Consider the following 14,431-nt stretch of genomic DNA (forward strand, 5'->3'; position numbering starts at 1 on the left):
TGAAACGATTGTTTCCCTTCGTACGACATTCCACGTTGTCAGCGGTGGGGATGCCGAACGGGGTGCCGCGGTTGTGGAAGAAGGCGTTGCTGGCCCTGCTCGTTCCACTGTTACTGGGCGGCGCATCTGTCGGCGTCTACCTGATTGCGGCCGCGTTCGACCGAGGCCAGGTGGACGATGAGTTTCCCTGCGCGCCAGAGGATCTAAGAGCCGTGGAGGTGTCGGCCCGGTTTACCATCAGCGCTCCGAGCGGTGATTACGTCCGGCACACCACGAGGGTCGAGCTGAGTCTGCCGGTCGAGCATAGGCTGAGCTGGGCGTTGCTCGACCACCGCGACGACCCCGACTTCCGCGCCGTCGTGCGATGTCTGCTCGGTGCCAACCACGACGACCTGCGTGCGAAGGAGCCAGAGATCAAGCTCGCCGACGGGCGGATCCGGCTAATCGACACGATCTATCGCAAAACGACGAACCTTTCAACGACGACAGTAGGCGTCGTCGCGCTCGATGCCCTGGGCACCACGCGGTGGAAGCTCAGCCTGCGGATGCCAGCGGCTCTCACCCAGGCGAAGTGGTCCGGTTTCACAGTGGTGACCCCCAAAGGGTGGCAGGCGCAATGGCTCGGCGTGACCCCGACCAGCCGCACCGACACCGAGATCGTCTGGGACGTGCCCGTCGACGGGATCGGCCTGCTCGTGGTGCCCGATTTCGGCGTGATGTTGGCGTATTCGGACAACCGTCTTCCCTACTCCGCTGTCTCACTGGCGATGTACTGGGCACCGCAGGTGGTCGCGGTGCTGCTGCTGCTCGTCGCGATGCGCAGGGCTCCGGCCACCGCTGGTCCCTCGGCACGCCGGGCCGGTGTGCGAATGAGTGTTCTCGCACTGGCCGTGCTCGCGTACAACATCGCGGACGACGTGGCGACGGCCGTGTTCAGCGAGCAGGCCACCGTGTCGTGGAGCATCCTGACACTTACGAGTGCTGTCGTCGGCGTGTGCGTCGCGGCCGCTTTCGCACTGTTCTCACGAGCGGGTGTGGTGGTCGCAGCCTTCGCCGTGTTGGCATTGGGACTGATCGGATGGCTCGCAGTGGGAACGGCAGTCGGCGTCGGTGGGTTGACGATGGACGCACCCCCGAGGCTGGCGGTGAAGACCGCTGTCGCGTTGCTGCTGGCCACTCTCGTCGGCGCCGCTGCAGTGCAGGCGGTTCGGTGGGTGTACCGGCCGGACTCCACACGCTGGCCTGGGCCGTTTCCCTGGCTGCTGGGCGCGGTGTTCGCGGTGGTGCTTACGTACGACAAGCTTCTGGGCGACGTCATCAGCCAGATCCGCGGGTCGTACCTCACCGCAGAACCCGTCACGAGCGTGAACCTGTGTTGCACCTACGACTACTTCCCGGACGCCCTCCTCACCGAAGTCGGTTGGCTCGCGCCGCTCCTGCCTGCCATAGCGTTGGCGGGGTTGCTCCTCCGTTCCCTCGATCAGGCAACCCCGGATCGGCGCTGGGCCGGATGGGCTTGCGGTGCGCTGCTGTTTGCAGTCGTGCTGCCGTGGGGCGCGTACCTCTGGGGGTGGAGGGTTCCGGTGTGGGTGCTGTGGGCGGTGGTGTGCCTGGTGGTGCTGCCCCGGATCAGGTCACCTCTCGACCGGAAGGCCGGCACCCAGACGGTGCGAGAGTTCGCGGCAGGCCTCAGCGACGACGAATTGCGCGAATGCGCGCTGGCATGGCCCCTGGACGTCCAGCGGGCGAGGGCCGAGGAAGACGCATATGCCAAGGGGGGACCGGAACTCGGCGCTGTGGACCGGGAGGGTGTGCTCAAACGGGTCACCGACCGGTTGCTGCGTAGGAAGGCCCCACCCGCACGCCAGGACTTCCCCGTCGCCGGGCTGACTCCGGTCGACGTCCTGCTCGCGCTCGGACCCGGCGGCACCACCAGGGGTAACGTGCGCGTCGCGGTGAGAACAGTGCTGTGGACCGGGCTTCCGGTAGGACTCGCCATCGCCGTGTGGTGGTGGCTGGAGTTCGATGTCAGCCAGCTCAGGCCGACCTGGTACCTCGAGCCCTTGGTGTACGCGGCCCTGTACGAGGTGGCGAAGTGGCTGTTTACCGGACTGGTCGTGGGCGCGTTGTGGCAGCAGCTGCCAGGGCGGCGCGGACCGCTGCGCATCGCGCCCGTGGCAGGGGTCTTCGTGCTGGCACAGCTCGGCATCGTCGGACTCACCAGGGTGACCGGCCACCCCGGCTCATGGAGCGCACTGATCGACGTGACGACGTACATCGCGGTGCTGACCGGCATCGGTCTCGCGATGGACGTGACCGTGCTCAGAGGGCTACGCACCACTTGGGCGCGCCCGTGGCAGGCGTTCCGCCAGGCATATGGGATGCAGAACATCGGCGGACAGTTGACGTTCCTGCTCGCACAGATCGCGGCTGTACTGGCGATCGTGGCGTACCTGCTCGGCAGCCCGGAGCCGCCCTCTTACCCGAGCGTCGATCCGTTCCAGTTCAACCGGCCAACAGCTCCGTAGACACGTTGACTCAACCGAACGCCAGCACCCTATACATCCGTACTGTGCCCGACACAGCTCGACGGCTTCGGCATAAGCTGTGGACGAGTGACGTCCGAGCAACTTGAGCGCGTGCCTTGTCTCCTCCAGCGTGATCGCCTCGCCGAACGGGCTTTCCGCCGCCGCTTCAATCTGCGAGCCACAGCAGAGCGAAATCGTCTCGCCTTCCTCGCCTTGCAGCGCCTTGAGGTAGCCGAGGTTGGTGACGTTCGCCGTAACGACGACCCGACCACACGCCCATTGTTGATCGATTGCAGCTGAAGCGTGTCCGTGGTCATACTGAAGGTGATAGCCCGCTCCAGGTCTTTCAACCGTTAGCGTCCTCGGCCGTCAACCCGTCCAACTGGTTATGCCACCGGTAGTAGGTGGCCTCGGCGACCTGCAACGTTCGACACACACGTCCACGTCCTAGCCTTGGGATAAGAGCTGATCGGGCTGGGTCAGCTTCCGAACCTCCTCAGGGGTATGCCGCCTGGTGCTCATCGTGATCGAGCCCCTCCGTCCACGAACTGGGATTGCAAGATCTCACTGGCGCTGGACCAACCCAACTGGGTCGCGGCACAACCGCTGATCCGTCACACTCGTCCGACCATTACCCGCAACGGGATTGCTCAACATCCGCTCATCGGCATGAGCGTGCGTCAGCAGATGCCTCGGCCACGATCACGCAGACAGGCCGACAGCGTCAACCCCCGACGGTCACCCCGCACCCGGTCGGAGCCTGCCTCACGGCGTCGATCACACCGGAATACAACATGTTGGAATACCTGCACTCCACCGGCTGGTTCCGTTTCGCCGGTCCAGCGGTCTCGAGCGACAAGGGCGGTGTTGCTGGTGTACTTGAGGTACCGGTCAAATACTCCGCTGCCTCATTTCCTTGTCCACACCAAGTGTTCGAACACCGTCCAACCGACACCATATGTAGTAAGGTCAGGAAGGACGCTGCGGCCGTCGTCGCGCGAACGCATAGCTGGAACCTTCATGGTCCACTATGGATCAGAGGTGCCCAGAGGTCGGCTCGGTCGGGGTATTCGGCACGCAGTTCGTGCGCGACCCGGTGCAGAGCCACCGCGGCCTGATCGACTGTGCCGCCCAGATGACCATAGAAGGAGCGCGCGGCAGTGGCGGCGACGTCGTCGTCCAAGGGCCACAGGCTCGCGACCACGTGCCGGAACCCGGCCAGTTGGAACGCCGACGCGAGGTGGATCGCCTCGTCGGCGAGTCGGGTTCCGCGGTGCGCCGTGGAGCAGGCGGACAGGTAGGCGAGTTCGGCGTGGTCGAGGCGGAGCTTGCTGATCTCGGGAATGGCGAGGGTTCCGTCGTGCAACCGTAAACCGCCTTGCGACGGTTTGGTGAGGTCGGCATTGGCGTGACAGGCGAAGTGCACCCATGTCGAGTCGGCCAGGGCAGCCCGCACGAGTTCGGTCGTCGCGTTCCTGTCCGTCAGCGGTGGTGCGTCCGGGTGGTCGCGGTGCAGCGCGGCGGCTTCGGTGACGCAGCCGGGCAGGTCGGGCAGGCCAGGTGTCTGTTTGAGTGCGATGGTCAACTGGCGGCGTTTGGCCGCGGCGGGGCGGGTTCGCGCGTACGCCAGCGCGCGCAGAGTCGGAGTGTAGGACGAGACCACGTAGTCCAGTGCGCCCGGCTCGCCTGGTTTTCCCGCGGCGTGCAAGGGGAATAGGCCCAGCGGGCCCGTGGGCAGCCAGCACACCTGGGGCATGCCGCTCGGCCCGATGGCGGAAAGGACGCGTTCGACCGCCGATGTCCACAGCCAGCCGAGGATCTCGCGGACCACCCGCTGCCGCTTGAGCGGTCCGGCTAGGCGGCTGCGGCCACCGGAGGCGTCCAGGAGTTCCTGGGCCTTGGCCCGGACATCGGCGACTTTCAGCTGTGGCAGCGGGACCGGCAGCGGGTCGGAGCCAGCCCTGATGATGACGGCGTCGCTGCGCAGGATGCCCGCGTTGATCAATACCACGGTTCGGTCGATGCGTAGGTCAGAGAACTGGGGCGGCAGCAGGAAGCGCGCGAAGCGCGGCTGCTGGCGGATCTCGGCGAGCAGGGTGTCCTGCTCTGCCCACAAGCGTTTGCGGTTCTCGACGTGCTGGATCGTGTCCGCCGAGGTGTGTTCGACCTCGAGTTGGTCGCGCAGACGTCGGAAGTGTTCGGCCAGTTCAGGATGCGCGCGTTTGAGTTCAGTGAGGTCTGTGCGGCTGTCGAGGTCGGCTCCGAGCAGGATGCCACGGCCCAGTTCCGCCACCTCCACGGCGCGGACCGGGTCACGTCGCGCGCAGTGGGCAGCGATCGCGTCGGAGACCACGCCGGTGTGCTTGCCGAGGCCACGTTCCTGGTCTGCTCGAACACCTTCGCGTGGTGCGGTGGATGGTAGCAAACCCACCGCAGTGTCGAGTAAGTCCACCGCAGCGGCATGGTCCCGCATCGCCCCTGCTAGCACTCCCGCGTAATGGCTTGCGAGTATGCGATCGGTCGGCGAGGATGCCGTGGCCGCGCGAACTTCCACACCGAGCTGTTCAATCGATTCCAGGAGGAGGCCGCGTCTGTCGACGTTCAACCGGTACCAATACGCTTCAGCCAAGTAGCCCAGGTACCTCGCGCGGTAAGGATGATCTTCGGCAGTGCACGCGGCCGCCTGCTCCCCTGCGTGGAGAGCCAGATCGAGATCGGCCAAGTCCTCGGTGCACATGAACCGCTGGAAGTAGGCGAGCCCGAGATCCGACCAAACTGCGCCGCGTTCAGGGTGACTCACCGGAACACCGGCAGCCGCCTGCTTGCCCAAGCTGACAGCCCGATCGAGATCAGCGGCCTCGCCGCTGTGAAAGTAGCGCCGTTGGTAGACGAGCCCGGCGGAAGAGACCACGACGAACCGCTGGGGATGATCTGCGGGAAACGCTGCCAGGGCCAACTCCGCAAACTCCACGGCCCGATCAAGGTCGGCGACCGCCCTGTCGCGCATGTACCGCTCTTGGCAGAGGACTCCGAGATTGGACAGAAAGCCCGCGTATCCGGCAGTGTCGACGCTGGTACGGATGGCTACTGATCGCTCGAGCAACTCGATCGCATGATCCAGATCCGCCGCCACACCGTTGCGGCGGAATCGCTCCCTATGAGCGATAGCGAGCGACGCCAGGTCGTCCGCCCGGGAGGGATGATCCGCTGGCGTCGCAGTGATGACCTGTTCGGCGAGTGCGATGGCGTGGTCGAGATCGGCCAGGGATCCGCCGCTGCGGTACCGCTCCTGATATACGTCGCTGAGGTTGGACAGGAACTTCGTCCGGTTCGCACCGCCGTCCGGGGTCACCACGAGCGCCTCTTCGGCGAGTTCGAAGGCGCGACGCAGGTCAGCCGGTACGCCGCTGGCCCTGTGTCGCTGCTTGTACGCGAGCCCGCACGCGGACAGCACTGCCCCACGGTTGGGATTGCTGTGCGACATGAAGCGCAGCGCCTGCTCGGCGAGTTCGATTGCCCGGTCCAGGTCACGAGGCGTGCCGCGGCGGGAATGCCGTTCCTGGTAGGCGTTGCTGAGGTTGGATAGCCATCCCGGCTGATTGGGATGGCCTTCGGGGGTGCCGGCGATGGCCTCTTCCCCTGACTTGATTGCCTGGTCGAGATCGGTGAGCGAGCCGGTTTCGTCATACCGTTGCCTATAGGCGGCGCAGAGATTGGCCAATTGGCCCGACCGCTCGAAGCCTGCGTCCGGGGTGAGCACCAGTGACTGCTCGATGAGCTCGATCGCCCGGTCCAGATCGGTCAGGCGACCGGTGAGGTCGTAGCGTTGCATATAGCAATTGCCGAGGTTGCTCATCGCCGCGTCTAGGTTCGGGTGGTGGTCCGCCATGCCGATAGCCTGCTCTCCCGCCTCGATTGCCCGTTCGAGGTCGGCAGGGTCGCCGTCCCGCGCGAACCTTTCGCGTAGGGCGTTACCCAGGTTCGTCAGCCGTCCGATCCGGGTCCGGGTGACCGGCCTGGGTGAGCGGCAAGGCACGCTCGTTGTGCTCGACAGAGAGGTCTAGGTCGCCCGGCGGGCCGCCACGTTCGTATCGCACCAGGTGCGCGACGGCGAGGCTTGACACGACCTGTGGGTCGGGTTTCAGCCGCGCGGCGTTGGCCAGCAGGAACACGCATGCTTCAAGCACGTCCGGCTCAGGTGATGCAAGGGCGGCAGTGAGCAGCCCTCCGCCTACGCTGCCCATGGTCTGCGGATCAGCGGCCGGGCCCATGACAGCCTGCAATGGTTCGGGGATCGCGCGGCTGTCGTGCGCCACGGGCATGAGCACGACGATCGCGTGGGCGAGTTCGGCGCTTGACTCCAAGCTGGGAGGAATCATGTTGTGCCGGTAGAGGTAGACCCAGCCGAGGGCATACGCGGCGGCGGACTGCCGTTGCGCGTCAACGGATTGCGCGGCGTTCCACAATCCCGTCGCCTCGGCCAGTGCCGAATCGCCGAGCACCAACTCGGGATCTTGTGTTTGTTCCAGCGTGTCGAGCCGTCGGTGCATCAAGGCAAGCAGCATGTCGAACGCCATCGTCCGATGCTATCCGTAACAGGATCGTCGAGAAGGAAGGGAGATGCGGTGGACGCGTCGGAACGGCTGGCCCTGACCGCGTTGTGTGAGGAGTTGCCCGAGCTCCGAGCGGAATGCGCCCGCCAGCCTGTGGCACGCCAGCAACTGCTGGCTCACATTGAGGCCGAGGCACAGGCCCGGCGTCCAATCCTCGACCTGCTCACCGAACTGCTGGGCACCGAATCGGACAGCGCCGTCCGGGCCTTGGGCGCCGGCCTACCAGGCTCGAACCCCGGCCAGGCGGATGACGAACAGTTCGTTTGTCCGGACAATGCATGTGCGCGCGTCGCGTTTACCCTGCCCGCCGGACCTGCTCCGCGCTGCCGCGTGACCGGCAAGCCGATGGTCCGCCCGTGAATAACTTCTTTCAAGAGCTTGCCAAGAAGCTGGCCGAACGATGGATCACCCTCCTGCTTGTGCCAGGAGCACTGCTCGTCGCGACGACGTGGGCCGGGATACAACTCGGGCACACGCTCGACATCGCGCGCCTCACTGAGGCATCTTCTGCCGTCACCACTAACGCCGCGCGTCAGCCCGCAAGTGTACAGGCGATGCTGATTGCCGCGCTGCTGCTACTGACGACCGGCGCGGGCCTGGCAGTGCAGGCGCTCGCCCCGGTGACGCGCCTGATCTGGCTTGGCCAGTGGCCACTCCTGGGCCGCTGGCGGATCAGACGCAGGCGAACCCGCTGGCTACGCCACGTCGACCGTCGCCGCCAACTCACCCGTGATCACCCCAGCGGATCCCGCACTCCTAAGCAACAGCACTTGATCGACACCGCCGCCGACCGGGCCAACCGCATCGCGCTAGCCCAGCCCGGCAGGCCCACTCGGATGGGCGACCGGATCCACGCCGTCGAGCGGATCGCACAGGACCGCTATGGCCTGGATCTGACGTTCGCGTGGCCACGCCTATGGCTCGTACTCCCGGACGTCACGCGCACCGAACTCAACGCCGCGCACGCGGCATTCGCCGCTGCCGTAGCTACAGGTACCTGGGCATGGCCCTACCTGTTGCTCGGTGTCATCTGGTGGCCGGCGGCGCTCGTCGGGGTCGGCATCGGCATCACGGGGTGGGTGCGCGCACGCAGCGCGGTCACGGACCTGACCGCGTTGTCCGAGGCTGCGCTCGACCTGCACACCCGCACGCTGGCTGTCGCGCTCGGAGTCGGCAACCCGGACACGGCCAGCCCGATCACCATCGCCGAGGGCGAGAAGCTCACTTCCCTCGTGCGCAAAGGTCGTTGAGGGGGAGCAATCCCCACCCCGTGGTCGCCCAGGGCCGCAAGCACGCCGGCGAATTCGCTCCACGCCAACCAACGACGAACTCGCTCTCATGCCGCCGGGAGCGTGTTCTTTTGACGGCAGGCTGCGGTCGATGTCAGCCCACCCCATGGCTCTAGTTCAGAGAAGAAGAAGACGGCGGATTCGACTGCTCCGGACTCACCACCGCCGCCTACGCCGCCGCAGGAATCACCCTCCCCCGCACCGCCCACACCCAGTACCACGCCGGGCCGCACGTGCCTCCCGGGCAACCCTTGCTGCCCGGCGACCTCGTCTTCTACGGCGACCCGAACACCAGGATCCACCACGTCGGCCTCTACCTTGGTCGAGGTCTGATGATCAACGCCCCGACCTTCGGACAACCGGTGCAAATAGACAACCACCGATATCCCGGAGACGACTACGCCGGTGCCACCCGCCCGACAAATCAACCATTATCGTGAATGCATCACAGGGCGAGGTTTCTGCAACTTTGGTTCATAATTCCCATGCGCGGCTTGCCGTAAGAATTGAGCGGTAGGTCTGCACGGCGTGTATGTCCAGGCGAGCCCGGCGCCCGCAGAACGCTCTGGCCCTGTTGACGCCGCCGGGACGCAGAACCGCCGCGACGTCGGGTCGGCTCCGCTCGCTCAGCGGCATGAGCGTACGTCTCGCCGTTAAGAACCCTCCGGTGCTGCTCACTGCACGGCGCTAATCCGCCCCAAGTATTCGGATGTGCCGCCATACGTGGGCGTAACTGAGGCGCACTGCGCGTATCCAGGAAGGAACGGAGTGCCAGTCGGCGGCAACCTCTCGCTCGCCCCAGGTCACTTGCATGATCCGGCGATCACCGGTGAAGCCGTCGACGAGATCGCGGCGCAGGTAGAGCAGGTGGCCGCGCCAGGGCTTGTCCGCGCGGAAGACTGCGGAGGCGCGTCGGCCGTCCAGGCCCACGAGGTCCACGGTGCCGGGCAATTGGCGCAGGTCGAACCGGGCGGCGAACTCGAACGACGGCACGTCGTAGCCCCCGCCGAGCCCGACCTCTGAAGTACTGTCGGGCGAGAAGTCCACGGCGACTTGGCCGAACCCGATGCCGTCGTCCTGCCAGTCGCCACGCAGCGCTGGGTGCGGGAAAGCGCCCGGGGCATCGTCGTCGAACTTCGGTTCGAACCGGGGGCTCCAAGGCATCTCAGCGGCCAGCACGTCGCGGACCGTCGGCAGCGGGGGAAAGAAATGGTTTCCCGGATACTGGCGTTCGCTGGCGAGTTGCCGAGCGGGTTCCACGTCCTCCGGCTTCAGCAGGAGGGTGCGGAAGAACCCGAACACCTTCCGCCCGTCGTGGCGGTGGTCCAGGTATCCCTCGACCAGAAGCCAGCCGCCGTCCACTCCGTGGATCTCCTCGGGCGACCACAGATGGTCCGGAACAGCCACCGTCCCCGTGGTAAGCCAGGTCTGGTCGTCGGTCGGCTCCATGGGCGCCCACAGCGGAAGGGACATGGGTGCTACCGGGGGCCTCGTAGGGAAGGTCGGGTCGATGTCGGGCATCAAGCGTTCTGCGTCCCCGAGGGGGGCTGGTGCACGGCCGACGTCCACGAGGCGGCCGACCATTTCGTGGTAGGCGATCCAGCCGTACTTCTTGCCGTACCGCTCTACCCTCCTTTTGGTGCCGTAAGGCCGCTCAGCGTCCGCGGCAATGGATTGGTCGACACCGCCGAATTCCTTCTCGCGCCAGCCCAGTTCCCAGACGCGAGCCATGACCTCGGCGCGGGCTCTGCGGTAGTCGGCGTGGTCGTAGTCGTGGTTGGCTCTGCCGTTGATGGCGGCCCCGATGATGTAGTTCTCGAAGTCGAAGCCGAAGGTGCGGTCGCATTCGTCGGCGTTGGGGTCGTCGTCCTCCATCACCTCAGCGGGTGCCACGGCGGCGAACCTCGGCGCGAAGGCATCGACACCGTCGGGGACGGCGGCGGGGTGGAGAGCGCCGGCGAACTCATAGGTGGCCCGTACGTAGCCGCGCAGTTGCTCGTGCGAGCTGGGCGTGGTCCCGCCGTCGAGGAAGCGGTCGCGCAGCTGCACCAGCCAGTCCCGCAGGGCGCGTTCGAGCGGTCCGCCAGGATCGGGCATCTGATGGGTGCTAGCGGCCCCGAACGCTGCGGCGACGATGCGTTCAACGACGTAGGGGTCGTTGACGTCGAGCATCCGGGCGGCGAGGTCGAACAGCCGCTTGGGTTGTGGCTGGCCGTAGCGCTGGAGAGCTTTCGTCGCCAGGTCCCGCAGGCTCGAGTCCGTGGAAGTCAACAGCCAAGCGATGGCCAATGCGTCCAGGTTATCGCTCTCGGCGCGATCGCTGCTTCCGGACCACCTGTGGATCGCTCGTTCCAGGTCTGCTGTCAGCCGACCTGGAGCCTGGCCTCGGGCCCATTCGGTCCAGCGCAGGTCACGTTCGGGAAGGGACAGTTGGCGCAGGACGCGGTCGAGGAAGACGGCATTCAGGCGGTGCGGGGTGGACCTGCGGATCTCCCACAGACGGCCGAATGCTGGTCGGCCCGTCCTCTTGCTGGGATGCGCGGTAACGAGCGCGGTTGCGAGCGCGTCGACGGTCTCGTTGTCGAGGAAGTCCGACTCGGTGTCGAGTTCCTGGGCGAGCACCCACGACCGGTGCTCTTCCGGGGCGACGCGCCACAGGTGGTGCCGGGTGAAGCGTCGTGGCAGCAGTGAGATGAGACCGATGAGGATGTCCTCGCCGAGGGGGTGCGCCTGGTCGCCCAGGAGGGACTGCCAGAGAGTCGCCTCCACGAGCTGCTCGTTGACCTCCGCAAGGGGAATGCGCACCACAATCGCGTCGGCGATCAAGTATCCAGCAAGACGGTCAAAAACAAAGCCGCACTCAGTGCCGTCGGAACCCCTGATCTCCTCGCGGAAGATCACTCCTTCCTCTACGAGCCGCCGGAGCAGGCTTTCGTCCCAGTTCGCCTGGTCGGTGTCGAGGATTCTCCGTGCTTCGTCGAAGTGAAGCCGACGAACGTTGTGAGTCCACAGGTGCCTCGCCAGAGCCGCGAGGCGGCGCTGGATCTGGTCGGCCGGCACCGGGATGCGGGCCGGGTCCTGGGCCAGCCGTTCGACCACGCCCTCGCGGTACAGCTCGAAGACGCCGACGAGGGAATGAGGTAGCGCTTCCACGCCCACCGGCGCTCGGCGGTCATGGTTCGCGGCCTCGCAGTACATACGCACGAACAGCGGGTTGTGGAACTCTCCGATCGGTAGCCAAGCGTCGGCCGGGTTGATCAGGTAGTGGTGGAAGTAGACGCGGAGGATGTCGTCGACTTCCGCGCGCTGCCACTCCAGTTCCAGGGACACCGTGTCCTTCGGGAGGGCCTGGTCGGCGAGTGGTTGGCGAAGAGTGACGATCACGGCCACGTGAGGGTAGCCGCCCAGGGCCGGGGCCAACCCCGTGAGCAGTGTCCTCCATTCCGAGGGCCGCTCGGCTTCGTTCAGGCCGTCGATGATCAACGGGATCCGGCAGCCAGCGCGGTTGCCAGCCGAGTTGAGCGCTTCCAGGAGGTCCTCGAAGTATTCGACCTTGAGTCCCGGGATCCGTCGCGCGAGGTCGTCGAGGGTCATACCGGCACGCAAGTGCCCGCCCTGGATGAAAACCCCTGCCGTGGGCTGGTCGCTAGGTGAGGTCATTTGCGCGGCGAGGTGCGTCTTGCCCTGTCCCGCGGCGGCGATGACGGCGAGCAGGGGGGCTTCGGTGTCCGCCCGCGTGTCGTGCAGCCACTGGACGATGTCGCGGATCTCCGCGCCGAGGCCGGTGACGAGAAGCGCTTCGGGCAGGCGACGCTGCCTCAACTTGAGCACCAGGCGTCGCAGCGCGCTGGGAGAGGTTGCGGGTGGCCGCCGTGCGGCGAGGCGCTCGCGGACTTCCCAGGACCGGAGGCTCCTCCCGGCGTCGAGGATCTCCCGCAGGTCGTCGACGAACCGATCCAGGTCGTCGGCAATCTCGACGGCGCCTTGGCGGACATTGGTGTCGAGGCCGTCGAGGGCTGCGCGCAGTGCCTGGATCCGGGCTGCGATGTCGTCTGCGCGCTGCTCCAGCCACTCGAACGACGCCGGACGTAGCAAGGCCCGGTCGATGCGGTGCTCCACGTGGTGGGAGGTGTGCAGCCGCGGCGTCCACCGGGCCTCGACGGGCGCAACAGATCGCTTGTGGGCTTGCGCCAGTACGTCTGTGGTGAGGGCGAGTTCGCCGAAGAAGGTGGAGCGGAGCTCATCGTGTCCGGCGAGTTGTTCGTCGTAGTTCTCGGTGGACCAGAGTTTGACGCTGACGCCCTGCTCGCCGAGTCCGTCGATCCACTCCTCGTCGTCCTTCGCGGGCCGCTGGGGAAGGCAGAGCACGAAGTCGGTCAGGCCGGCGACGTGCTCGACCGCCTTGGAGAGCGAGTCCTCGATCAGATCACGCTGGCGCCCTGTCAGGCGGTTCTTGCTGGTGAGGATGAACCACTTGCATGACCAACCCCATACCCGGCCTGAATCACCCAGGAGACCGGCGTGGTCTACACGGAGGTAGAACTCGACGCCGGGCTGGTTTCGGCGCTCGCGCATCGTGCCCAGCGCGCCGTAGCGGCGGGACACGATGGCCCGCGTGAGCGCTTCGAAATTCTGGTCGGGGGCGCCGGGCAGGCGTGCCAGATCAGTCAGATCCACCGTCGCTCCGGTCGCTCGCATCCGACCGCGTGATCGCGTCCTCGTCCCATTCGTGGAGGGAGAAGACCTCGACCTTCGCACCGTAGTGGAGAAGCACCTTCAGAAATCCCTGAACGTCGGACTCGTCGGTCCAGATCCGGACCGTCTCCGCTGTGCGGGCGACGCGGTGATCGAGTGCGAAGACGTCGACGTCGTACCGCCCCATCTCGTACAACTTCATCTCGGCCAGTGCTTGGCCGAGTTCGCGAGGCATGCGCTCGTCGGGGCTCCGCCAGTCGTCGTCGGACCACTTGTCCTCGGCGAGGGCCTCCATGCGCTCTTCGGCTGCCGTCGCGCCGGTGACAGTCTGGAATCGGCCGATCAGAACCAGGTCCATCGAGTGCTCCGAGCCGTAGCCGTTCCAGATCCTCATGGCGCCTCCCTCAATGCCTGCACGGCCTCCATGATGAGGCTTCCGACTGACAATCCCGTGGGCGCGTAAGCGTGAGGGCGCAGGACGCCGGCCGCGTCGATGTGCATATGCGCGTCGAGAGGGTGCTCGCCTGGGATGGCCTCCGCTGTCGGCAGCGCGGCTTCGAGGCCGGTACGGGAGATCGCGAGCCGAACCCCTGTCCTGGCGATCGCGGCCCATTCGACGAGGCGCTGCGCGTCAGCGTCGCTGATACCCGGAGTTGCCGCGGTCGACTGCTCCGGCAAAAGCAGAAGTTCGGACGCACCGACCTTGTCGGCGAACTCGGCGAGGTCATCTAGTTCGCTGACCGTGTCGGCATTGACGACGGCGTTGATGCCGAAAGGGGCGAGGGTGCCGAGCAACCCGGCCGCCTGGACCACGGCCGCGAACGGTCGGCCGCGGAGCCGCTCGTAGGTGGCTCCGACCCCATCGACTGAAAGGCGGACAAAGTGCACGGACCCGCACAGGGATTCGACGAGTTTGGGTGTGAGCCGGTGCCCATGGGTCGTGAAGGTCACCGCCATAGACGTGGACCGAGCTATGTCCGAACACAGCTGAGCAAACCCTCGGTATGCGGTCGGTTCCCCTCCTCCGAAGCCGACACCGAGGCACCCGGCGGCATCAAGATCGACCACCCATGCCAACACACGCTCCCTGTCGAGCGCGGCAGCGTGCTTGGGCGCGTAGCAGTAGGCGCAGTGGAGCTCGCAGGCATTGGTCAGCGCAACGGACAGGTACCGGGGAGCACGGGAGAACTGCTCAGCGGGAACAGGTACCTCATCGAGCAGTACGTTCATCCCGGAGACACGGTCAAACAGATGAACACCAGCTGCGGACAGGCGAACCTTGCACGTCACCGACAGCATGATGCCA

Annotated in this window: 8 protein-coding genes and 1 pseudogene; 4 read left to right on the forward strand and 5 right to left on the reverse strand. The window is 66.2% G+C overall.

Going from position 1 to position 14,431, the window contains the following annotated elements:
* The first annotated feature begins 50 nt into the window (after positions 1-50).
* Positions 51-2,528, forward strand: a complete 2,478-nt coding sequence (locus ACZ6SD_RS25435; protein WP_465319513.1) for a DUF6185 family protein — start codon at positions 51-53, stop codon at positions 2,526-2,528.
* A 1,018-nt stretch (positions 2,529-3,546) separates the two neighbouring features.
* Here ACZ6SD_RS25435 and ACZ6SD_RS25440 read toward each other — a convergent pair.
* Complete coding sequence (locus tag ACZ6SD_RS25440) at positions 3,547-6,417, reverse strand: CHAT domain-containing protein (protein WP_465319499.1); 2,871 nt, start codon at positions 6,415-6,417, stop codon at positions 3,547-3,549.
* A gap of 82 nt (positions 6,418-6,499) precedes the next feature.
* Positions 6,500-7,105 (reverse strand): hypothetical protein, encoded by a 606-nt coding sequence (locus ACZ6SD_RS25445; RefSeq protein ID WP_465319500.1) that lies wholly within the window; start codon positions 7,103-7,105, stop codon positions 6,500-6,502.
* Between the two features lie 48 nt (positions 7,106-7,153).
* Here ACZ6SD_RS25445 and ACZ6SD_RS25450 point away from each other — a divergent pair, with 48 nt between their 5' ends.
* The 3 genes and pseudogenes from ACZ6SD_RS25450 to ACZ6SD_RS25460 all read left to right on the forward strand — a co-directional run.
* Entirely contained in the window at positions 7,154-7,501 is a 348-nt protein-coding gene (locus ACZ6SD_RS25450) for a hypothetical protein (RefSeq protein ID WP_465319501.1), read from the forward strand.
* Entirely contained in the window at positions 7,498-8,391 is an 894-nt protein-coding gene (locus ACZ6SD_RS25455; protein ID WP_465319502.1) for a hypothetical protein, read from the forward strand. The genes ACZ6SD_RS25450 and ACZ6SD_RS25455 overlap by 4 nt, the downstream gene beginning before the upstream one ends.
* A 170-nt stretch (positions 8,392-8,561) precedes the next feature.
* Positions 8,562-8,870, forward strand: a pseudogene (locus ACZ6SD_RS25460) (C40 family peptidase); the annotation flags it as partial.
* A 247-nt stretch (positions 8,871-9,117) separates the two neighbouring features.
* Here the strand turns inward: ACZ6SD_RS25460 and ACZ6SD_RS25465 are convergent.
* The 3 genes from ACZ6SD_RS25465 to ACZ6SD_RS25475 are packed head-to-tail and all read right to left on the reverse strand — an operon-like array spanning position 9,118 to position 14,424.
* Positions 9,118-13,107: an NACHT domain-containing protein gene (locus ACZ6SD_RS25465; RefSeq protein ID WP_465319503.1), complete on the reverse strand. Its 3,990-nt coding sequence runs from the start codon at positions 13,105-13,107 to the stop codon at positions 9,118-9,120.
* A complete protein-coding gene (locus ACZ6SD_RS25470; RefSeq protein WP_465319504.1) occupies positions 13,094-13,519 on the reverse strand; it encodes a DUF6375 family protein in 426 nt (141 codons plus the stop codon). Before ACZ6SD_RS25470 ends, ACZ6SD_RS25465 begins: the two co-directional genes overlap by 14 nt.
* A complete protein-coding gene (locus ACZ6SD_RS25475) occupies positions 13,516-14,424 on the reverse strand; it encodes a radical SAM protein (protein ID WP_465319505.1) in 909 nt (302 codons plus the stop codon). Before ACZ6SD_RS25475 ends, ACZ6SD_RS25470 begins: the two co-directional genes overlap by 4 nt.
* Positions 14,425-14,431 lie beyond the last annotated feature (7 nt).

The organism is Actinokineospora sp. NPDC051303, assembly GCF_055586285.1.